Below are 20,337 nucleotides of genomic sequence, written 5' to 3'. Positions count from 1 at the left end.
CGAACGGGGCATTTCACGAACACTTTCTGAAATTTACCTATCTAAATCTGGAGGAAGGAAGATTATGTCTATTGATAACTTGAAGAGTGCCCTGCCGGAGTACGCCAAGGATCAGAAGCTGAACCTGGGCACCCTGACCCGTTCCACCGAGCTCAACGAAGAGCAGCTGTGGGGCACCCTGCTGGCTTCCGCCGCGGCGACCCGCAATGACAAGGTCCTGGCTGAAATCGCTGAAGAAGCCAAGGAGCACCTGTCCGAGGAGGCCATCGAGGCAGCTTACGGCGCCGCCACCGTCATGGCCATGAACAACGTTGCCTACCGTGCCAAGGGGTGGCTGGGCGATGACTACGCGCAGGTCAAGTTCGGCCTTCGCATGAACATCATCTCCAAGCCGGGCGTGGAGAAGGTCAACTTCGAGCTGTGGTCTGCTGCCGTCTCCGCAATCAACGGCTGCGAGCACTGCCTGGTGGCTCACGCTAAGACTGTCCAGGAAGAAGGCATCACCAAGGAGCAGGTCTGGGAGGTCGTCAAGATTGCCGGCGTCGTCCAGGCCGTCGCGCAGGCCGTACAGGTGGAGGCTGCCCGCTAAAGCCACTGCGCTAACGCTGGCGGAGTAACGCCACAATTCATTCAAGGACCGTTCCTACCGGAAGGTGGGACGGTCCTTAGTCGTCGGCTAGTTCGGCCTCCAGCAGCCGCGTGTCTTTGGCGCGGTTGCGCCGCGAGCGTTCGAAAGCGATGACACCTCCTATGACGGCCCCGATGATCATTCCGATGAGGCCCCCGTTGAGCGAGTCCGCGAAGACCGCGAGTGAGTTGTTGCCAGCGCCAGGGCCAACGACGTTGTACAACAGCCCGGCGAGCATCACCACCGACGGAATCATGGTGACGATCATCAGTGGGAGCGGGAAAGAGGCCTCCGGCCGTGGGGCGTAATTGCGCATCCAGGTCTCGCCGACGGCGACAAAGATCAATGACGGTATGAAAGTGACCAGGCTCCACAAGGCAAGAGTGCCGGGGAGGACCCACGACAACAGCGCCCCGGTAGCCAGTAGTATTGGCTTGAGCGCAGCCACAATGACGCTGTTCGCGCGGTGCGCGATGTCTGCCTGGTACTCGTCATCTGCGGCCTCGTCGGTCAGCCGCACGGCGTAGTCGCCGAAGCGCTTGATATAGCCCTGCACTATGCCCCCTCGATCGTGAGGACTTTCAGGCGCACCTCACCGACCTCATCCGAAGCGTCGAGGTCGACGGTTCCTACGACTTGGTAGGCGTTATCGCCGTCGGGATCCTTGATGATTTGGCGGACCTGCCACGTACGCCCGGTGGTGTCCAGCAGCCGGAAATACTCGGGGCCGCGGGCATCGGGGCCGGCGTCGATGTCGTCGTAGTCCTCGAAATAATCGTCAAGGTGTGCGCCCCAATCGGGCTGTTCGTCGAGGTAAGAGAACATCTCCTCCAGGGTGTCTTCCTTCTCGAGGGCGAAGAGATCCACGATGCGGAAGAAGAGGTTGCGCACCATGATTGTGAACGCACGGCGGTTGGCGGTGAGCGCGTTCGGGTCCTCCACGCCAAAGGCAAGTTCGCGCTTGACGACGTCTTCGGACACCGGGGAGTCTTCGCCCGCCATCTGAGCCCACTCGTCGACCAGAGAGGAGTCCACCTGGCGCACCATCTCACCGAGCCAGGCGACGACGTCGGAAAGCTCCTCCGTCAGGTACTCCGTGGGTACCGAATGTGCAAGGGTGCGCCACGCATCGGTGAGGTAACGCAGAACGACGCCCTCGGAGCGCGCGAGGCCGTAGGTGGCGATGAGATCGCTAAACGTCATCGCGTGTTCGATCATGTCGCGTACGACGGACTTCGGCGAGATGTCGAATTCCTTGACCCACGGGCTGCCCTGAGCGAAGGTCTCGTAGGCGTCCTCCAGCAGCTCCTGCAGCGGCATCGGCCACGTGACATCCTCGACGATCGCCATGCGCTCGGTATAGTCCACGCCGTCGGCCTTGAGAGCGGCGATTTCTTCGCCCCGGGCCTGTTTCTGCTGAGCGATGAGCACCTGCCGCGGATCGTCGAGGATGGCTTCGAAGACGCTGATGACGTCCAAGGTATAGGTCGGCGATTCCTTGTCCAAGAGTTCGAGGCACGCGAGCGCGAAGGGTGATAGCGGCTGGTTGAGCGCAAAGTCACGCTGCAACTCGCGCACGAGGTGATAGGGGCGACCGTAGATGTCCAAGCCCTTGGTAGATTTCTGCACGATGCCGGCGTTGACGAGGCCGCGGAACAGATCAAGCGCGGTGAGGATGTGCTGGTTTTGTTGTGCGCGCGAATCGTGGTTGGTGCGCAGCAGGTGCTTCATGTGCTCATAGGTGTCGCCGTGGCGAGATAGCACGTTGATGAGCATGGAATTGGACACCCGGAACTGGCTCGTGAGCTGCTCCGGCTCGGCGTCAGTCAGCCGATTAAAGGTATTTTCGGACCACGACACCTGGCCATCGCGTGGGGCCTTCTTGCGGATTTTCTTTAGCTTTTTCGGATCGTCGCCGGCCTTGCGGCGGAGCTTGACGTTTTCGATCTCGTGCTCCGGCGCTTGAACCACGACGGTGCCCTCCGTGTCGTAACCAGCACGCCCCGCGCGTCCGGCAATCTGGTGGAACTCACGTGATTTAACGATGCGTTGTTTCGTGCCGTCAAACTTGGCCAAACCCGTCATCAATACGGTGCGGATGGGAACGTTGATGCCCACGCCCAGGGTATCGGTGCCGCAGATGACCTTGAGCAATCCGGTTTGGGAGAGCTTTTCGACGAGGCGGCGGTACTTCGGCAGCATACCCGCGTGGTGGATGCCGATGCCCTGGCGCAGGAGTGTGGAGAGAACTTTGCCGAAGGTGGTGGTGAAGCGGAAGGAACCGATTTCCTCGGCGATGCGGGCCTTGTCCTCCTTGCTCAGGAAGTTCAATGAAGTCAGCGCCTGGGCGCGTTCGGTGGCCTCACGTTGGGAGAAATGCACCACGTAGATGGGAGCCTTGCCATCCGAGAGTAGCTCCTCGATGGTTTCGTGCACCGGGGTAAAAACGTAGGAAAAACTTAGCGGCACTGGGCGGGTGCTGCCAGCCACTAAGTTCGTGTCGCGGCCGGTGCGGGCGGAGAGGTCTTCTTCCAGCCACTGCGTATCACCCAAGGTGGCGGACATGAGCAGGAACTGCGCTTTAGGAAGCTCCAGAAGGGGTACCTGCCACGCCCAGCCACGGTCGGGCTCGGAGTAGTAGTGGAACTCGTCCATGACGACCTGGTCGATGTTGGCCTCCGCGCCGTCGCGTAGCGCGATATTGGCCACGATCTCCGCGGTGGCGGCGATGATTGGCGCGCCGCCGTTGACGGTCGCATCGCCCGTCATCATGCCGACGTTTTCTGGGCCAAAGATGTCGCAGAGCGCGAAGAACTTCTCCGAGACCAGCGCCTTGATAGGCGCGGTATAGAAACTGCGCTGGCCGCGGGCCAACGCGATGAAATGCGCCGCGTTGGCCACCATGGACTTACCAGAACCGGTTGGGGTAGCGAGGATGACGTTGTCGCCCGCGAGGATGCCTAGGCTGGCCTCCTCCTGCGCGGGGTACAACGAGATGCCACGATGGGTGGTCCAGGAAATAAACGAGTCCCAGATCGCTTCATCAACGAGCGCTTCTGGAACTTCGTTCAGGTCGGGGATCAGCTCGGAAAGTTTCACGCCCTAAAGCTTAGGCGATATCCGGTCCGTTACCGCCCGTTTCTGTCCCCGGAGTGCCGGGGTTTTCCTCGAGAGAGGCGAGGAATTTCTCAAACTCCGCGCTGAGCTCATCGCCAGTCGGGGCATGCTCCTCGCCGGGCATGATCGCCTGCGGGTGCTCAAGACGGTAGCGATCCCATGCGTCATCGAACTGGCGCTCTAGGCCGTGCACAACAGTGGCGACCTCGTCCGAGTCGGACAGTTGCTGCTCCAGCTGTGCATCCACGTTAGCCACGTCGTACTCCAGCGCCTGCAGCGGAAGTTGCAGATCTGCCGACTGCGCGACCGCATCCAGCAAGTTTAACGTAGCTTTCGGGTACGCGGAGGCGGCAAGGTAGTGCGGGACGTGGGCAGTATATCCCGCCACGTTGCGCCCGCGCTTCGTCAGCTCCTTTTCGATAAACATCGTGGCGCTTCCGGGCACCATCATTTTAGCGTCCATCTTGATCATTCGGCTTACCAGCTCGTGGGAAATACCGTGCGCTGTCACAATCAACGGGCGAGTGTGCGGCACGGGCATGGGCGCGGCGTAAAGGAAGATAACGTTGTCTACGTCGTACTTGTCCACCAAGTCCGCGACGGCAGTGGTAAACGCCTCCCAGCGCAGGTCAGGCTCAGGGCCCGACAAGAGGAGAAAAGGTTTACCGCGAAGATCGCGTAAGACCTTAATCGAGAGCTCTAATTCTTCAATCTCCACCGGGGCAGCCCCATCTAGAGTGACGGCCGGGCGCCGCGAGCGGTAATCGATCAGCTCATCGTTGTTGAAGGAGGCTAAAGGGTGGTTTTCCAAGGCCGCCTGTAGGTGGTCGGCGCTCGACTCGACGGCTAGGCCAGCATCAGCGTAACCCTTGAGTGCAACCACCATGGTGGTGTCTTGTTCCTTGGCGTAGTCATCCCGAATGGCAGGGGATGGGTACTCCAACTCGTACATGCGGCGCTGCGCGTCGTTCATCGTTGATACCTCCTATGTTTCACCCTGGCACAACCACACCGGGTTGCTAAGTATTCCGGTTTACTTTCACTAGCTGTTAAACCTCACATTCTAGCGCAGTTTCCCGCAGCCTTTTTGCATTCCTTTAGACGTGAATTCGCTCTCTTGGGTTCCGGCACAACCAAGATTGCTTGGCCTGTGGAAAAAATCGCGGCCTTGCGACGGCGTTATCCACAGCCACCAGCGATGCCGTCTAGTTAACCTTTGCGCGGTTGCCCATACTCAGCGTCATGACACACTTACACACTGACCACTGGAACGACGACCACCCAAAATCCCTCAACCACCAATCCGTGCCCCTCTCTGACAATGCGATGCACACGCTGACCACGCCCGGGCAACTCATCGCCAACATCCCGGGCACGCTTGGCTTCTTCCCCACAGAATCCCTGGTTCTCATCGGGGCATCTGCAGAGCATTGCGATGATTGCGACGGTGACGACGCCGTCGTTCTCGCTGAGCATGGCCCTATCCTGCGCGTCGACATAGGCGACTTGCGCGGTTACACTGAGGCGCAGCGCATCTTGTCCACGCTTCACTGCACTGTAGTTTTTGCAGTCATCATTTCTAAGGCGCCACAGCGTGTTATTGATGAACTCGCGGAGGTTCTCTACCAGTCTGGCGCTCCGGGAAGTGTCTGCGGCGCTCACTCGTTGGTTATCGATGCGTGCTGGCACGTTCCCGACATTGCGGAGGGGGAACTCTACGAGCAGTGGTTCGGGCCCCGGGTGGCTAATCACGGACAGCTACATGATGGGTGGTGGTCCGCGGTGGGACGCGTGCCCGCGCTGGAAACGACCCCGAGTTTCGAGGCGCTTAAGGAAGCGGGCTCTATTCCTGCGAGCTCCCGCGAGGCATACATCAATCAATTCCGGGACAGCAATCGTTTCCTCGGCGAAGAGGAATGCGCCCGCCTTCACGAACAGGCGATGCGAATTGGCGCTGACCTGGGCAACGAGGGCTTCCTGGCGATCGTCAGCCCGGAGGGGACTGAGAAGTATGATTTGCACGACATCGTCTGTGACTCTGCGCTGGTGTGCGCGGAGATTGCGCAAGAGCATGCTGCTGCCCTCGCCGGCGACTTCATGGACCGTGCCAGTGTAGTGGACGCACTGCTGGCTGACGAGGAGCTGTTGTTCACGATCGGCATGTGGCTTGCGCACGTACGCTCACGCGACGTCGCCCTTGCCCAGTTCCTCGCCGCGCCGGATGCCGCTGCGCTTATTATGGAAGCAGTCGTGGCGACTTTCAAGGGCGACATCCGCGCCAACGCGCTGGTGATTTTGGGTGTGTGCAGCACCCTCGCTGGACACCCCAATCGCTTCAACGCGGCGCTCAATCTCGCCACGAACGCGTACCCTCACCACACTTTGTCGCGTTGGGTTATGGAGTACTACCAGATTGCCGGCTTTGATTCAGTGGCGAGACTACTCAAACGGGGAAGCGAGGATTCCCTCACCACTTACATGGAGGAGCTGGGGTGGACGTAGCCGCGCCTGCCGAGGGCCCACAACGTCATGCCGACCACTATCGGCACGGCAGCGACTACGCCTAGGTACCAACTCTCCGCGGTGGCAGACTCCGGGTTGTACAACGGAGACACTGCTCCGGCAAGGGACGAGCCGACGGCGATGGACAAGAAAAATAGCGCTGAGAATCGAGTGCGGAAGGCAGCTGGGGCGTACTCCCCGGTCGAAGCCATGCCAGTTGGGCCAATGAGCATCTCTCCAGTGGTCAGCAGCAAGATAGCCAAGGCAAAGATGACGAAAGGGGTGCTCGCCTCGGCCTGTCCGACGTAAAACAACAGTGGAAGGGGAGTGAGCCCGGCGATGATAAGACCAAGAGGCATCAGCGTCGTCACCCGCGGGGCTTTGTCGCCCAGCCTATTGAGTAACGCTGCGAATGGGCCGACGAGGATCAAAACCCAAAAAGAATTCAAAGACTGTGTCCATGAAGGTGGGATCTCAAAACCGCCCACAATACGATCCAGTCGGAGGTCGGAATAAACCGCAAGCACGCCCGAGACCTGACCAAACAGGAACCAATACAGCGTGGAAGCGATAAACAACGGGACGAACAAGACCACGCGGCGACGTTCAGCTGCGCTTACGTGTGTCGACGTCAGCATGGTGGCGAATAGGCCGATGGTCGTCAAGACCGTTGCGGTGAGCATGCCGTTCGCTAGCGCGCCGGGCGACAGAATCCGGGTATACAGCAAGAGGCCCACAGCGATGACGCCGATGGTCATAAGACACACCGCCATGATTTTGGGCAAGGTAACTTGTGGCGGCTGATCCCCGTAGAGCCGCGGATTAAGCTCGGCCAGGACGGTGTTGGGGAGAGCAGACAACATGCGGCTGCGCAAAGCAAGGTAGCCGCACAGCCCCAGCCCCATCAGGACAGCAGCAGCCACGAATCCGGCGTGGAAGCCATAGCGAGCAGCTAACCACCCGCAGAGCAATGGGCCGAGTACTCCGCCTATATTGATGCCGGAATAAAACACCTGGAATACGCCGGTGACTTTCCCCTCCGGTGTGCCGGTGCCGCGGAGTACCGCATTGAGCATTGTGATGGCCGCGGTTTTTAGAAAGCCGGACCCGACCGCAATGGGTATGAGGCCGAGTATGGCTCCACCCAGCCCTGTGCTGGTGGACAACGCAAGGTGCCCTGCCATCAATGCGCCCGCGCCGGTGAGCAAGGTCCGCTCCGGGCCTAGGACGTGGTCGCCTATCCAGCCGCCGACGAAGGTGCATAAGTAGAGGAACGCGCCGTAGCTGCCGACCAGGGCCGTGGCCTCGCCACGCTCAAGGCCAATGCCACCATCGGCCAGCTGTCCATAGAGGTAGTAGGCCAGGATTGACTGCATTCCGTAGAAGCTAAAGCGTTCCCACATTTCGACGGAGACAACTGCGGGAACCGCTAACGGAAGCCGTGTCACGCCGGGGCTCAATGGGGGCTTAGTGTCCGGAGCTTTCTTCGCGGAGTTTGATGAACAGTGTTCAAGATGCGTCATGAAAAGCAATTATGGCAAATCGACTTGCGGTAGGGTGGCCTTTTGGAAGAAAAATTAAACACCGTTCAGTAAGGAGCATGGTCCTGTGGACCCACAGCGCATCGCTGAGATCGATTCCCAACACATCTGGCATCCCTACGCCCCCATCGGCGAGACAAACCGAGTGGTCTTGTCTGCGTGCGGCACAACACTGACCCTCGGCGACGGCAGCACCGTCCTCGATGCCATGAGCTCCTGGTGGGCAGCGGCTCACGGACATAACCACCCGCGTCTCGTCGCCGCCGCGACGCGTCAGCTTGAGTCCATGAGCCACGTCATGTTTGGGGGCCTTACTCACGAGCCAGCAGCTCGACTAACGGAGAATCTTTTGGAGCTGACGGACTGGCAGCTCCCGCGCGTCTTCTACGCGGATTCTGGATCCGTATCCGTCGAGGTCGCTATCAAGATGGCACTTCAATTCGCTCGCGGCCAAGGTCATCCTGAGCGCACGCGGTTGCTGACTTGGCGCCACGGTTACCACGGTGACACCTTCGCAGCGATGAGCGCCTGTGATCCGGACACAGGGATGCACAGCCTATGGGATGGCGTCGTCGCGAAACAACAATTCGCCCCGGCCCCGCCACCACGCGGAGCAACGCCCGCAGAACGAGAGACCTACCTGGCGGAGTTTGCTTCGCACATCACCGCGGAGACGGCAGCCGTCATTATCGAACCGGTGGTGCAGGGAGCAGGGGGAATGCGCTTCCATGACCACGAATTGGTCACCGGTATTCGCGCATTATGTGACGAGTACGGGCTCGTCATGATCGCAGACGAGATCGCCACCGGATTCGGGCGCACGGGAGATCTCTTCACGTCCTTCGCTGCCGATGCCGTACCGGACATCATGTGCGTGGGTAAGGCACTGACTGGAGGAATGATGACGCTCGCGGCGACCCTGGCCAAAGAACACATTGCACAGGGGCTTGAACCCGCGGCCGTCATGCACGGACCCACTTTCATGGCCAATCCTCTTGCAACCGCGGCGGCGGCAGAGGCGACGCAACTCATTAGGGAAGGCGCGTGGAAGGAGCAGGTACCGCGCGTCGAGGACGAACTGAAAACAGGGTTGCGTTCGTTGGCGGAGCACCAGAAAGTCGCGGACGTTAGGGTTCTTGGTGCAATTGGCGTCGTGGAGTTGCACGAACCCGCGCATATGGCCGCAGCGACAACGGCAGCCTTACGCGAAGGAGTGTGGATTCGCCCGTTCGGAAAGCTGCTCTACATCATGCCGCCGTTTATCAGCACTAAGGCAGAAGTGGCCACAATGTGCCGAGGCTTGAGAGCAGCAGTGGATGCGGCATAAAACGAAAGCTCACCACGGATAAAGAAGAGGCGCAGAAAGGAAGCTAAAACATGTTTATTGTCATGACTGGAACGGGCACCGATGTCGGCAAAACTATCGCTACCGCAGTCCTCGCACGGTCTATCAAGGAGGCCGGCCACGTGGTGGGCGTGGCCAAGCCGGTGCAAACTGGAGAGCCGGTGGGGCATGGGGATATCGCCACGGTACAACGGCTCACTGGCATCGCAGGAGTCGAGATGGTGCGCTATCCGGAGCCTCTGGCGCCGAATCTGGCAGCGCGCCGCGCAGGGCTGCCGGGGATTAGCCTCCACGACGTCGTGCAGTGGCTCCGTGATGTGGAACGCCGCGCCCCGGCGGAATGCGCCCAAGGCGAAGAGCCGGTAATCCTTGTAGAAGGCGCGGGCGGTATCACGGTACGCCTTGCAGACGACGTGACGATCCTCGACATCGCCTGCGCACTGGGGGCTCCCTTGGTAGTCGTCACGGCTATGGGACTGGGTAGCCTCAACCTAGCCGAACTCACCGTCACTCACGCCCGACGAAAAGGCGCACACGTAGCTGCACTGGTGGGCGGATCGATGCCCGCGGCGCCGGACTTGGCAACGCGTCTCAACGCCCAAGAACTACCCCGCGTAACGGAAGCTCCACTGATTGGACTCATTCCAGAACAGGTCGGGCAGCTCAGCGCAAAGGAATTCGAGGCATTGTACGTGCCGATCGACCTCGAACCGCTGGGCCTGGGTGCTTCGGGCCAAGCAGACCATAGAATCTAACGCCGGGGGCTAGCGCCGCGCGGAATGCGCGCGGTCACCGAGCTCGCGGGTGAACGCCCAGGCGTCGGAGACGATCGTTTCCAGGTCCGTGCGTTCGGGGTTCCATCCGAGTTCGGCCTTAATCTTGTCCGAGGACGCGATGAGGGTCGGCGGATCACCGGCGCGTCGCGGAGCCACCTCGGCGGGAATTGGGTGCCCGGTGACCTTGCGGCACATCTCCACGACTTCCCTCACCGAGTAGCCGTCGCCTGAGCCTAGGTTGTAGATGCGGTGAACGCCCGGCTCGTTGGTGTCCAATGCCAGCGCATGGGCCTCGGCCAGATCGCGGATATGAATGTAGTCCCGGACTGGGGTTCCGTCAGGGGTGTCCCAGTCGTCGCCGAACATGTAGATCTTGTCGCGGTGACCGAGGGCGACCTGTAAAATGATGGGAATGAGGTGGGTTTCCACCTCGCGATTCTCGCCGATTGCGCCATACGCACCGGCCACGTTGAAGTAGCGCAGCGACGTCGCAGCGATGTCGTAAGCCTTGGCGTACGACGTAATCGCGTGGTCGATGGCTAGTTTGGTGGCGCCGTACGGGTTGGTCGGTGCCGCGGGCATGTCCTCCGTAATGGGGACGGTCTCCGGTTCTCCGTACGTCGCGGCCGTGGAGGAGAAAACCAAGTTATTGACCTTGTGGGCGCGCATTGCATCGAGCAGCGCTAGGGTAGTCACGACGTTTGCTTGCCAGTACTCATCGGGCTTGTCGACTGATTCGCCAACCAGCGAGCGGGCCGCACAGTGAACGACTGCATCGAAACCGCCCTGGCTCAACACCGCGTCAATGCGTTCGCGGAGCTCGCCTTCCACCAGTGTTGCCTTCGCAGGCACGGCGTCGCGATTGCCGGTGGAGAAGTTGTCGAGGATGGTAACGTCATGCCCCTTCTCCAACAAGACGGCGGCACAGACGCTACCGACATATCCGGCGCCCCCGGTGACAAGCAGTTTCATGATGAGAAAGATCCTTTCGCTTGGTTGTCGAGCAGAGTGACGCGGACCGCATGTGCGAGGTCGTCGGAAAGCTCGACGCTCGCGCCGTCAGAGGTTGTGACCGTTGCGGTAGCGCCATCGTTGCGGACGGTGACGGTCTCACCCAAACGGATACCGGCGTCGTACAATTTGTGGAAAGTATCAACGTCCACCTGGAGGATCTCGTTGACCTGAACGATGGAAGCGGAGATTTCCTCGCCGCGCGGAAGGTCCACCAACCGGGTGGCGGTCGCCGGCTTAGGCGCCTTGACCCCCAGCTCGTCAAGGGCGGGAATGGGGTTACCGAAGGGGGAGTGAGTGGGGTCTTCAAGGACCTTGACCATGCGCTTTTCTACATCCACGCTCATAACGTGCTCCCAGCGGCACGCCTCATCATGTACCTGGTGAATATCGAGACCGAGGATGTCCACCAATAGGCGCTCGGCGAGGCGGTGTTTACGCATCACGGCGGTGGCTGTCTTACGACCGCTGTCCGTCAGCTCCAGGCTGCGGTCCGGGCGCACGTAAAGCAGTCCGTCGCGCTCCATGCGGGCAACCGTCTGGGAGACCGTGGGCCCCGATTGGTCAAGGCGCTCCGCGATGCGGGCGCGGAGGGGGACGATTCCTTCTTCCTCAAGCTCGTAAATCGTGCGGAGATACATTTCGGTGGTGTCAACCAGATCCCTCAACGTCCCACTAACCTTTCTTGTGCCCTACACGTGCGAAGTGTTTTAGTACCTAACACAATAGCGCACCGCAGGGGCGTGCTGCCCGCGCGGTGCGCCGATGTTGGCCACGCCAACACTTTGAGAAACTGCAGGTATTGCAGTAATTAGAGGGAATAATCGCGGAGGCGGTCCGCGCGTTCACCCTCGCGGAGCTTGGCCATGACCTCACGCTCAATCTGGCGGACCCGCTCGCGAGACAGGCCGAACCGGCGACCAATCTGATCGAGGGTGCGGGGTACGCCGTCGTCAAGCCCGTAGCGCATGCGGATGACGTCCTGCTCGCGTTGCTCTAGGCCACCAATGACGCTTTGGATGTCATAGTGGCGCATAGATGCCACGACCGCGGTCTCCGCATCGGTCGCCTCTGCGTCCTCGATGAAGTCACCCAGAGGTGCCTCCTCATCGGCGCCAACTGGCATATCCAGCGACACCGGGTCGCGGGACTGGCGCAGCAGCATCTCGATCTTGGATTCTTCGATGCCCGACTCTTCAGCCAATTCCTCGTTGGTAGCCTCGCGTCCTAAGGACTGGTACATCTCGCGCTTGATGCGGGAGAGCTTGTTCACCTGCTCCACGAGATGGACCGGAAGGCGGATGGTGCGAGACTGATCAGCCATGCCGCGGGTAATCGCCTGGCGAATCCACCACGTGGCGTAGGTGGAGAACTTAAAGCCCTTGGAGTAATCGAACTTCTCCATCGCGCGAATAAGGCCGAGGTTGCCTTCTTGGATGAGATCTAGCAGTGGCATGCCACGGCCGGTGTAACGCTTAGCCAGCGAGACGACCAAGCGGAGGTTAGCCTCCAGCAAGTGGGAGCGCGCCTTCTTGCCTTCCTTCACTAAGATCTTCAAATCGCGCTTCTCGGCGCGGGTGAGCTTCTCGGCGTTGTTGAGCTTGTATTCAGCGTAAAGTCCAACCTCGATAGCCTGCGCAAGCTCTACTTCGTCCTCGGCGGAGAGGAGAGCCGTTTTGCCGATTCCGTTGAGGTAAACGCGAACAAGGTCGGCAGAGGGGTTATCGTTCGTGTGCCCACGACGCGAACCGCGGTCAACTTCCTCTGTTCCGTCGACGTCCTGGTTGGAAATCTTCTGGGCAGATGCACTAGCCGTCATAATCTCAAGGCCTCCTTGTTGTTGCCTGGTTCATAATGCACAACGGACATGGGCCGGTAAAAGTTCCGCGACCTTCGAACTGCGCGGGAATCGCTACTCTTCATTGTCTCCGCGGGGGTGGATTGTGGGATAAATCGCACGTCGCAGGTGGGGGCGGGGGTAGTGTGGGGAAGCAGTGCTGGAGCCCTGCGCTGCCGGGGGATTAGGTCTCGACGAGGACAGTAAACGGGCCGTCGTTGACCGAGGAGACGTGCATGTGGGCACCGAACCGACCAGTTTCTACAGTGATACCCAGCTCGCGGAGCCGTGCCCCAATGTCTTCGATGATTGGCTCCGCAACCGGCCCTGGGGCCGCGTCAGACCAGGATGGTCGCCGCCCTTTCGCGGTACGTCCGAGGAGCGTGAATTGACTGACCAATAGCACTGGCGCCTCCGCATCGAGTACGGACTGTTCGCCATCGAGAATGCGAAGCTCAGCGATCTTGCGAACCATTTTCTCCGTAGCCTCAGGCCTGTCGACGTCCCCAGTGCCTACTCCCACGAGGGCTAGGATGCCGCCGGTCGTGGGGCAGTCAATCGTGCCGACTACTTCACCATCTACGCTGACGGTGGCCTTGGTAACGCGCGTGAGGACGGCCTTCATGACACCAGCTCCTGCGGAATAACGATGCCGTGGCGCATCAGATCCACGATCAACGGAATGAGTTCATCGAGAAAGGCCTCGTCGTCTAGACCGTGTGCTACAGCATAGAGCGCGGCCACTTCCCCTAGCGGTAGGCCTTCAGGGTGGAGGCCGGCGACCACAGCAGCCACGTGCTCGTCGACGTCATGGCTAAAGCGAGGGCCGTCCGTGCGAGTGAGCCGCAGCGCCGCGGGCCCAAAGCCCATCCCGCTGTGGGTGTCGGCTACCTGAACCTCTTCACGTGCGACACCCGGGCGTAGGACGAAGCGGGAATTCGCGACGTCATCGGCTGTGCTGTTGCGTAGCCACTCGGCACGAGCAAAGTGTTCTGCGACTTCGGGGCCTAGTGGGTCGGTAAACGGCTGGGAGAGGTCCTCGGCTATGACCTCAGACGGGGCGTCGTCAGCGATGCGTTGTACTGCGACGAATCCGAAGCCAATTCCGGTGACCTCGTGGCGACGGAAGTGCTCGAGCCACAGGCGAGTACGCTCAACGCCTTCCACGCTGCGGGGATCAATCGACTCATCGCGTAGCCAGGTGGAAACGTAAAGCGCAGGATCGGCGACGTCACGCTGCATGACCCAGGCAGTTACACCGTGGTTCGGGAGCCAGCGGGCCACACGCTGCTCCCATGCCTCGTCAGCCCTGTGCACCCACGCCGCGAGCAAGTGGGCGGTGCCGCCGGGCTCGAGATAGTCCGCGGCCTGGGAGACCACAAGTTCGCTGGCGCCATCGAGGTTGAGTCCGGAATCGCGGTAAACATGGCCGACTTCTGGCACACCGACGACGAAGGGAGGGTTGGCGACGATTCGCGAGAATCGCCGCCCCGCGACCGGTTCGAACCATGGCCCCTGCAATAGTTCAGCGTTAGCTCCGCTGGCGGTGAGGCTGGCAGCAGCGAAGTCGAGAGCTCGGGCGTGAAGATCCGTGCCCACCAGGGTGGTAGCGCTGTCGGCCTGTCCCAACAACTGAATGCCGGATCCCGTGCCGATATCGAGCACACTATCCACGGGGTCAGTAGGCACCGACCCCAACAGCGACAAGCTGGCGGCACCGACACCCAAGACGTGCTCCGGGCCCGGGACGTGATCCACGAGGCTCGCGTCTACATCTGCCCAGACCCATACCTGGCGTCCTGAGACTACGTGAGCACGGATATCTACGACGCAACGCAACTGCGAGTCTGCACCGTCCTTGCCAGGTACCGCAACGAATGCGCGGGCGTCGCAAAGCTTACTGACTAGCGTCGGCTCGCCAAGTGCCTCGGCGAGCCGATCGGCAGCGATCGGTTCGTGCAGGAAGAAAACACGCAGCAGAGTAATCCCGTGGGATTCCGTGGCAGGTGGGATAGCTCCCGGTTCGCCACGGTAGAGCGCCTCAACTCCGTGTGGACCAAGCAACCCCAACAAACCCTGTGGGGTGAGTCCCGCCTTCTCTAGCGCGCGGCACAGTTCGGGCGCGACCTCTGATAGTGGGTGCGCGGGGTCGAAGGGCTGAGTAAACGGGGTGCCGACGGGGCGGGCGTTGTGTGGGGTAGTCACTGATTGTCCTTGTGGGGGTTTTCTTCTTCGTTTCCTGAGTCAGCCGCGCTGCTGGGCGAGTCATCGGAAACGTCGTGTTCGATGACAACGTCCGGGGCCGAGGCATCCAGCGTGCGGGAGGCACTGCTAGCAGCGAGTGCTTCGGCCTCAGCTTGCTGGCGGATCTGGCGGGCAATGGCCGGCTTGTACACGTTCTTTTCCCGTTTGTCCTTGGGTTGGCCTTGGCCGTTGGCGATAACCACCGCTATCCAAGGTAGGGGAACCGTTACTCCCACCAAGAGCGCGGGAAGCATCCACATGTCGTGCCACCAATACAGATAAAAGGCCAAGATAAGCGATGGCACGCGAATGAACTGCAGAATGGAATAGGTGATTTCACGCCGGTGGCGGTCATCACGCGGCGAGACTCGGGCATCAGTGATGAGCACCGGTTCTTCGCGGTGAGAGCGCGAGGTGGAGCGCCGGGAGCGGCGTGAATTGTGACCCATAGCCTTCCAGGTTAGCCCTAATGCCGGGCAGATCAAGCACCACGGGCATCCCGGACAGGAAACGGGTCTGTACTGCATTCTTGCACCGACGGGGAAACCGACTAATCTAGTGGCTCTAGGGGTAAAGAGTCGATAAAGGAGCACGCTGGAAAATCACCATGAACGCTATTTTTGAAGCAACACACAACGTGAACACCGTGCGCATGGGAACGTCGACGCAGACCATTGAGAAGCCCGACGTGCGGGACAAGACGACCAATGATGACGACACCCCGAAGTTTTTCCATTACGTCAAAAAAGACCAGATCATCGATTCCGCAGTCAGCGGCAAGATGGTCGTCGCGCTGTGCGGGGAAACTTTCCCCGTTCGAAAGCAGGCGAAGCCGGGCTCGCCCGTCTGCCCGGATTGCGAGCGCGAGTACAGGAGCCTGCGCCGGAAGTGAGTTCCCAGCACAATCCGTCGCGTTTCGATAACTCCGGTACGCTCCGCGCCTGGCAGCAGGCCGCGCTGGATAAGTTCCTGGCGCGCAAGCCTAAAGATTTTATGGCGGTGGCAACTCCTGGTGCAGGTAAAACAACCTTTGCGCTTCGCGTGGCCACCGAGCTCATGGCCGACCGCACCGTTGAGCGTGTCATCGTGGTCGTCCCCACGGAACACCTCAAGGTGCAGTGGGCCGGCTCAGCTGCTCGGGTGGGGTTGTCACTCGATCCAAAATTCACCAACTCTTCTGCAGTCAACCCCGCCTACGACGGCATCGTGGTGACCTACGCCCAGGTGGGCATGCATCCCTTCAAACATCGCGCGGTGGCATCCGCTCGCCGAACCTTAGTGATTCTCGATGAGATCCACCATGCCGGCGACGCCAAAAGCTGGGGTGACGGTGTGCGTGAAGCCTATGACGACGTGCAGCACCGTCTGGCGCTGACGGGTACGCCTTTCCGCTCCGACGATTCACCCATCCCGTTCGTGCGTTATGTGGAAGACGGGGAAGGCCACCAGATCTCCCAGTCGGACCACGAATACAACTACGGCCACGCGCTTGCCGACGGCGTGGTGCGTCCCGTCGTTTTCCTGGCCTATTCCGGCGAGGCGCGGTGGCGGGACAGCGCCGGTGAGGAATACGCAGCGCGCCTAGGTGAGCCCCTCAATGCAGAACAGACGGCCCGGGCGTGGAAGACGGCGCTCGACCCCAAGGGTGAGTGGATACCGGCGGTGTTGCAAGCGGCACACACCCGGTTGCAACAAGTGCGCCAGAATATGCCGGACGCGGGTGGCTTGGTGATCGCTACCGACACCACCACCGCGCGCGCCTATGCGCGCATGTTGAAGAAGCTGTCGAGTACCCCGGTGTCTGTCATCCTGTCGGACGAGCCGGGGTCGTCGGCACGCATTGAGGAATTCTCGCAGAACACCGATGAGTGGATGGTCGCGGTCCGCATGGTGTCCGAAGGTGTGGACGTCCCGCGCCTTGCAGTGGGCGTCTACGCTACGTCGGCGTCGACGCCGTTGTTCTTCGCTCAGGCGATCGGCCGTTTTGTGCGGTCGCGACGCCCAGGGGAGACCGCCAGCGTGTTCCTACCGTCCGTGCCCACGCTGCTCAGCCTGGCGGAGAAGATGGAGGTCAGCCGCAACCACGTGCTGGGCAAGCCACATCGTGAGTCGGATGGCCTAGACGATCAGTTGCTCGCTGACGCTAACAAAGAAAAGAACGAACCAGACGAACTCAAGAGCTACGAATCCTTGGGTGCCGAGGCGGAGCTTGCGTCACTCATTTACGATGGTTCCCATTTTGGCACAGGTGCGTTTAGCGGATCTGAAGAAGAAGCGGACTTCCTGGGCCTCCCTGGGTTGCTTGATGCCGATCAAGTGAAAGCGCTGCTGCGCAAGCGGCAAGAAGAGCAGCTTGATCAACGCGAGGCGCAGATTAAAGCGCAGAAGCAGCGCGAGGCCGAGCTCGCGCACAAGGCGGAGATTTTGGGGCAGACGCCGCAGACCATTGCGCCTGGTTCCGGGGAGAACCCCGGCGACCAGCCTGCTATTGACCAGCACGGCGATGCCGTAGCAAGTGACGAGATCCCGCGGCTGCGCAAGGAGCTGAATAAGATTGTGTCCATCACTGCGGGCCGGACTGGACGTCCGCACGGCGCCATCCACACTGAAGCGCGTAAAGCCTGCGGTGGACCGCCGACTGCTTTGTGTAATGCGGAGCAACTCCGCGACCGCATCGCCTACCTCCGGCGGTGGTAGGGGCACCAGACTTGCCACCGTCAGTGCTAGCACCATGACGCCTGGAGCTGTGCTCGGTGCCCCCGTGCTGTAACAATTGCATCACGCGCCACTTAGTGAAGCTGAGTTTCGGTACTGTTGGGCAGTGTGCTGAACATCGCCTGTGCGATGTTTTGCCACGCTGGTTAAATCTATAACCCGCGCCCCTGTACAGCGCACAGTGCAATGAGACACGGAAAGGCTTAGCGAAACTATGACTAACCCATACGATCCGAACTCTTCGTCTTCTGACAATAGTTTTGATTCCACCAACCCTTACGGATCCTCCGGAAATGATGGCGTGAATCAGGGCGGAAGCCACCGCGCGGGCGGAGAGGACACCGCGTACGGTGCATCCGGTTCCGCTAACTCTGCTGTACCTTCTGGGGAGAACGGCTACGGCAGCGATGCCTTCGACTCGACCAACAACTATGGATCCGGCGGATACGATGGAACGGACGCAACGTCCGGTATCGCTCCCTACCCGGGCACTGGCGCCGACCCGCAAGCGGGAACTGGCTACGGCGATGCCGCTTACGCGGGTGGCTACGAGAACTCGCCCATGAACGAGACCAAGAACGGCGTAGCGCCATGGGCTCTGGGCGTGGGCATCCTCTCTGCCGTTGTGGGTATCTCGATCATCTTTTCTGTCCTTGCCTTCATCCCGGGCATCATCGGCCTTATCTTGGGCTTTATTGCCCTGAGTGCAGCGAAGAAGCGCCAGCACAAGGAAAACAAGCGCAAAGGAATGGCCATTACCGGTTTGATTCTGTCCATCCTCGGTATCCTTGCCAGCGTGCTCTTCGCAGTCTTTACCATGTGGATCATGAAGGATTTGAACTTGGAGGAGTGCGCCAACATTGAGGACTCTGTGAAGCAGCAAGAGTGCGTCACTGAAAGCGTCGACAAGAAGTTCGGGCAGGGTGCCTAGCGCCTTATAAAGGTGAGAAGCTAAAAGGTCCCGTTCCTTCCTCCACTGCGGAGGAAGGAACGGGACCTCTTCTTGTCTGTTGAGCGCCGCAACGCAGGCGGCGCACAGCAGGGGAGCTAGTCCAAGTAGTCGCGCAACACCTGGGAGCGCGACGGGTGGCGCAGCTTGGACATGGTCTTGGACTCGATCTGGCGGATACGCTCGCGGGTCACGCCGTAGACCTGGCCGATTTCGTCCAGGGTGCGCGGCATGCCGTCGGTGAGCCCAAAGCGCAGGCGGACGACGCCCGCCTCGCGCTCGGATAGCGTGGTAAGCACATCCTGGAGCTGGTCCTGGAGGAGGGTGAAGGACACAGCGTCCACGGCCACGACGGCCTCGGAATCCTCGATGAAGTCGCCCAACTGCGAATCGCCTTCGTCGCCGATGGTCTGGTCCAAAGAAATGGGCTCGCGAGCGTACTGCTGGATCTCCAGCACCTTCTCCTCGGTGATGTCCATTTCCTTAGCCAGCTCTTGCGGCGTGGGTTCACGGCCCAGGTCCTGCAGAAGCTCGCGCTGGATGCGGCCAAGCTTGTTGATGACTTCGACCATGTGCACCGGAATGCGGATGGTGCGAGCCTGATCAGCCATCGCGCGGGTAATGGCCTGACGGATCCACCAGGTGGCGTACGTCGAGAACTTGTAGCCCTTGGTGTAGTCAAACTTCTCTACCGCGCGAATGAGACCGAGGTTGCCCTCCTGGATGAGGTCCAGGAATGCCATGCCGCGGCCGGTGTAGCGCTTTGCCAACGACACCACCAAGCGAAGGTTGGCTTCCAGCAGGTGATTCTTAGCCTTGCGCCCATCGCGGGCGATAGCGCGAAGATCGCGCTTGACGGACGGGGAGAGCTTGGCGTCCTTGTCCTCGGCCATCTCGTCCATGCGGTACTGCGCGTACAGGCCCGCCTCAATGCGCTTGGCGAGGGAGACCTCCTGCTCGGCATTCAGCAGGGCGACCTTGCCGATCTGCTTAAGGTAGGCGCGCACGGAGTCGGCAGAGGCGGTCAGCTCCGCGTCCTTGCGGGCTTGACGCAATGCTGCGGACTCGTCCTCGTCCCAGACCGCCGCGCGGGCAGCCTCTGCGGCCTCCTCCTCGGTGTCGCCTTCTTCTAATCCGTCGTCCTCTAGGCCGGGTTCGCCATCGCCGAACTCGTCCTCATCATCGTCTTCCAACGTCGGATCGAAGTCCTGATCCTCTTCCAAGGCATCCGTACCGAACTCATCTTCGTTCTGGTTGACGTCAGTAGCGTCTTCTTGTGCCTCGGTTGGGGTCAGATCTTCGTCCTGAGCTGCCACCTTGGTGGTCTTCTTGGCAGACTTGCGAGTAGTCTTCTTCGCCGACTTCTTGGTCGTCTTCTTGGCAGACTTCCGAGTCGTCTTTTTGGCGGTCTTTTTAGCCGTCTTCTTGGCAGTCTTCTTTACTGCCTTCTTAGCGGCCTTCTTGGCCGTCTTTTTGGCAGGGGGCTTCGCTGCCGAAGCGTCATCCTGTGCACCCTCGTCGAATGCTTTGTCTGAAGATTCAGTGGCTGCCACGTACGCCCTTTCGCCTTACTTGCTAACTGTTGCGGTCTCCGCGCTGGGAGTGAGTCTAGGTCAAACCGAGAAAGGTTCTGGTTAGTACTCGCTGAAACCCCGAATAAACCACAGTTCAT

General features: G+C 60.5%; 18 protein-coding genes. 7 read left to right on the top strand and 11 right to left on the bottom strand.

Going from position 1 to position 20,337, the window contains the following annotated elements; genetic code table 11:
• Window positions 1-64: 64 nt before the first annotated feature.
• Window positions 65-589, top strand: coding sequence for an alkylhydroperoxidase, AhpD family (gene ahpD, locus H0194_RS01175; RefSeq protein WP_185176076.1), 525 nt, complete (start codon window positions 65-67; stop codon window positions 587-589).
• A gap of 76 nt (window positions 590-665) precedes the next feature.
• Here the strand turns inward: ahpD and H0194_RS01170 are convergent, their stop codons facing one another.
• The 3 genes from H0194_RS01170 to H0194_RS01160 are packed head-to-tail and all read right to left on the bottom strand — an operon-like array spanning window position 666 to window position 4,718.
• Complete coding sequence (locus tag H0194_RS01170; RefSeq protein ID WP_185176075.1) at window positions 666-1,184, bottom strand: hypothetical protein; 519 nt, start codon at window positions 1,182-1,184, stop codon at window positions 666-668.
• Window positions 1,184-3,727 (bottom strand): DEAD/DEAH box helicase, encoded by a 2,544-nt coding sequence (locus H0194_RS01165; protein WP_185176074.1) that lies wholly within the window; start codon window positions 3,725-3,727, stop codon window positions 1,184-1,186. Before H0194_RS01165 ends, H0194_RS01170 begins: the two co-directional genes overlap by 1 nt.
• 10 nt (window positions 3,728-3,737) lie before the next feature.
• The gene (locus tag H0194_RS01160; protein ID WP_185176073.1) at window positions 3,738-4,718 is read right to left on the bottom strand and encodes a PAC2 family protein; all 981 of its coding nucleotides are present in this window, start codon (window positions 4,716-4,718) and stop codon (window positions 3,738-3,740) included.
• 269 nt (window positions 4,719-4,987) lie between these two features.
• Here H0194_RS01160 and H0194_RS01155 point away from each other — a divergent pair, with 269 nt between their 5' ends.
• On the top strand, window positions 4,988-6,247 hold the full coding sequence (locus H0194_RS01155; RefSeq protein ID WP_185176072.1) for a DUF4192 domain-containing protein: 1,260 nt from the start codon (window positions 4,988-4,990) through the stop codon (window positions 6,245-6,247).
• On the opposite strand, the gene H0194_RS01150 is transcribed toward H0194_RS01155, so the two are convergent.
• On the bottom strand, window positions 6,220-7,695 hold the full coding sequence (locus H0194_RS01150) for a peptide MFS transporter (protein ID WP_281382575.1): 1,476 nt from the start codon (window positions 7,693-7,695) through the stop codon (window positions 6,220-6,222). The genes H0194_RS01155 and H0194_RS01150 overlap by 28 nt on opposite strands.
• A gap of 160 nt (window positions 7,696-7,855) precedes the next feature.
• Between H0194_RS01150 and H0194_RS01145 the strand changes: the two genes are divergently transcribed.
• Window positions 7,856-9,115 carry an adenosylmethionine--8-amino-7-oxononanoate transaminase gene (locus H0194_RS01145; RefSeq protein ID WP_185176070.1) on the top strand — a complete coding sequence of 420 codons (1,260 nt, stop codon included), beginning with the start codon at window positions 7,856-7,858 and terminating at the stop codon, window positions 9,113-9,115.
• 50 nt (window positions 9,116-9,165) lie between these two features.
• Window positions 9,166-9,888, top strand: coding sequence for a dethiobiotin synthase (bioD, locus tag H0194_RS01140; RefSeq protein ID WP_185176069.1), 723 nt, complete (start codon window positions 9,166-9,168; stop codon window positions 9,886-9,888).
• A gap of 9 nt (window positions 9,889-9,897) precedes the next feature.
• Here the strand turns inward: bioD and galE are convergent, their stop codons facing one another.
• The 6 genes from galE to H0194_RS01110 form a co-directional block, all read right to left on the bottom strand.
• Window positions 9,898-10,881, bottom strand: a complete 984-nt coding sequence (gene galE / locus H0194_RS01135) for a UDP-glucose 4-epimerase GalE (RefSeq protein ID WP_185176068.1) — start codon at window positions 10,879-10,881, stop codon at window positions 9,898-9,900.
• Window positions 10,878-11,588 (bottom strand): iron-dependent transcriptional repressor DtxR, encoded by a 711-nt coding sequence (locus tag H0194_RS01130; RefSeq protein ID WP_185176067.1) that lies wholly within the window; start codon window positions 11,586-11,588, stop codon window positions 10,878-10,880. Before H0194_RS01130 ends, galE begins: the two co-directional genes overlap by 4 nt.
• Before the next feature lie 143 nt (window positions 11,589-11,731).
• Window positions 11,732-12,739 carry a sigma-70 family RNA polymerase sigma factor gene (locus H0194_RS01125; protein WP_185176066.1) on the bottom strand — a complete coding sequence of 336 codons (1,008 nt, stop codon included), beginning with the start codon at window positions 12,737-12,739 and terminating at the stop codon, window positions 11,732-11,734.
• Between the two features lie 202 nt (window positions 12,740-12,941).
• A complete protein-coding gene (gene dtd, locus H0194_RS01120; protein ID WP_185176065.1) occupies window positions 12,942-13,382 on the bottom strand; it encodes a D-aminoacyl-tRNA deacylase in 441 nt (146 codons plus the stop codon).
• Entirely contained in the window at window positions 13,379-14,962 is a 1,584-nt protein-coding gene (locus tag H0194_RS01115; protein ID WP_185176064.1) for a DUF7782 domain-containing protein, read from the bottom strand. Before H0194_RS01115 ends, dtd begins: the two co-directional genes overlap by 4 nt.
• On the bottom strand, window positions 14,959-15,450 hold the full coding sequence (locus tag H0194_RS01110) for a DUF3099 domain-containing protein (RefSeq protein ID WP_185176063.1): 492 nt from the start codon (window positions 15,448-15,450) through the stop codon (window positions 14,959-14,961). The genes H0194_RS01115 and H0194_RS01110 overlap by 4 nt, the downstream gene beginning before the upstream one ends.
• A 203-nt stretch (window positions 15,451-15,653) precedes the next feature.
• Between H0194_RS01110 and H0194_RS01105 the strand changes: the two genes are divergently transcribed.
• The 3 genes from H0194_RS01105 to H0194_RS01095 all read left to right on the top strand — a co-directional run bounded on the left by H0194_RS01105 (window position 15,654) and on the right by H0194_RS01095 (window position 18,647).
• Entirely contained in the window at window positions 15,654-15,893 is a 240-nt protein-coding gene (locus H0194_RS01105; protein WP_185176800.1) for a DUF3039 domain-containing protein, read from the top strand.
• Window positions 15,890-17,698 carry a DEAD/DEAH box helicase gene (locus tag H0194_RS01100; protein WP_185176062.1) on the top strand — a complete coding sequence of 603 codons (1,809 nt, stop codon included), beginning with the start codon at window positions 15,890-15,892 and terminating at the stop codon, window positions 17,696-17,698. Before H0194_RS01105 ends, H0194_RS01100 begins: the two co-directional genes overlap by 4 nt.
• A gap of 232 nt (window positions 17,699-17,930) precedes the next feature.
• A complete protein-coding gene (locus tag H0194_RS01095) occupies window positions 17,931-18,647 on the top strand; it encodes a DUF4190 domain-containing protein (RefSeq protein ID WP_185176061.1) in 717 nt (238 codons plus the stop codon).
• Window positions 18,648-18,763: 116 nt separating this feature from the next.
• On the opposite strand, the gene H0194_RS01090 is transcribed toward H0194_RS01095, so the two are convergent.
• Entirely contained in the window at window positions 18,764-20,218 is a 1,455-nt protein-coding gene (locus H0194_RS01090; RefSeq protein WP_185176060.1) for an RNA polymerase sigma factor, read from the bottom strand.
• Between the last annotated feature and the right edge of the window lie 119 nt (window positions 20,219-20,337).

This window comes from Corynebacterium incognita (genome assembly GCF_014217255.1).
GTDB lineage: Bacteria > Actinomycetota > Actinomycetes > Mycobacteriales > Mycobacteriaceae > Corynebacterium > Corynebacterium incognitum.
The sequence above is the reverse complement of the archived record's forward strand: the minus strand, read 5'-3'. Positions and strand labels throughout refer to the sequence as shown.

What these genes read in the sequence shown, in the direction of transcription:
- ahpD (WP_185176076.1), top strand. Translation starts at nt 65, where the DNA reads ATGTCTATTGATAACTTGAAGAGTGCCCTGCCGGAGTACGCCAAGGAT.
- H0194_RS01160 (WP_185176073.1), bottom strand. Translation starts at nt 4,718, where the DNA reads ATGAACGACGCGCAGCGCCGCATGTACGAGTTGGAGTACCCATCCCCT.
- H0194_RS01155 (WP_185176072.1), top strand. Translation starts at nt 4,988, where the DNA reads ATGACACACTTACACACTGACCACTGGAACGACGACCACCCAAAATCC.
- bioD (WP_185176069.1), top strand. Translation starts at nt 9,166, where the DNA reads ATGTTTATTGTCATGACTGGAACGGGCACCGATGTCGGCAAAACTATC.
- galE (WP_185176068.1), bottom strand. Translation starts at nt 10,881, where the DNA reads ATGAAACTGCTTGTCACCGGGGGCGCCGGATATGTCGGTAGCGTCTGT.
- H0194_RS01125 (WP_185176066.1), bottom strand. Translation starts at nt 12,739, where the DNA reads ATGACGGCTAGTGCATCTGCCCAGAAGATTTCCAACCAGGACGTCGAC.
- dtd (WP_185176065.1), bottom strand. Translation starts at nt 13,382, where the DNA reads ATGAAGGCCGTCCTCACGCGCGTTACCAAGGCCACCGTCAGCGTAGAT.
- H0194_RS01110 (WP_185176063.1), bottom strand. Translation starts at nt 15,450, where the DNA reads ATGGGTCACAATTCACGCCGCTCCCGGCGCTCCACCTCGCGCTCTCAC.
- H0194_RS01105 (WP_185176800.1), top strand. Translation starts at nt 15,654, where the DNA reads ATGGGAACGTCGACGCAGACCATTGAGAAGCCCGACGTGCGGGACAAG.
- H0194_RS01095 (WP_185176061.1), top strand. Translation starts at nt 17,931, where the DNA reads ATGACTAACCCATACGATCCGAACTCTTCGTCTTCTGACAATAGTTTT.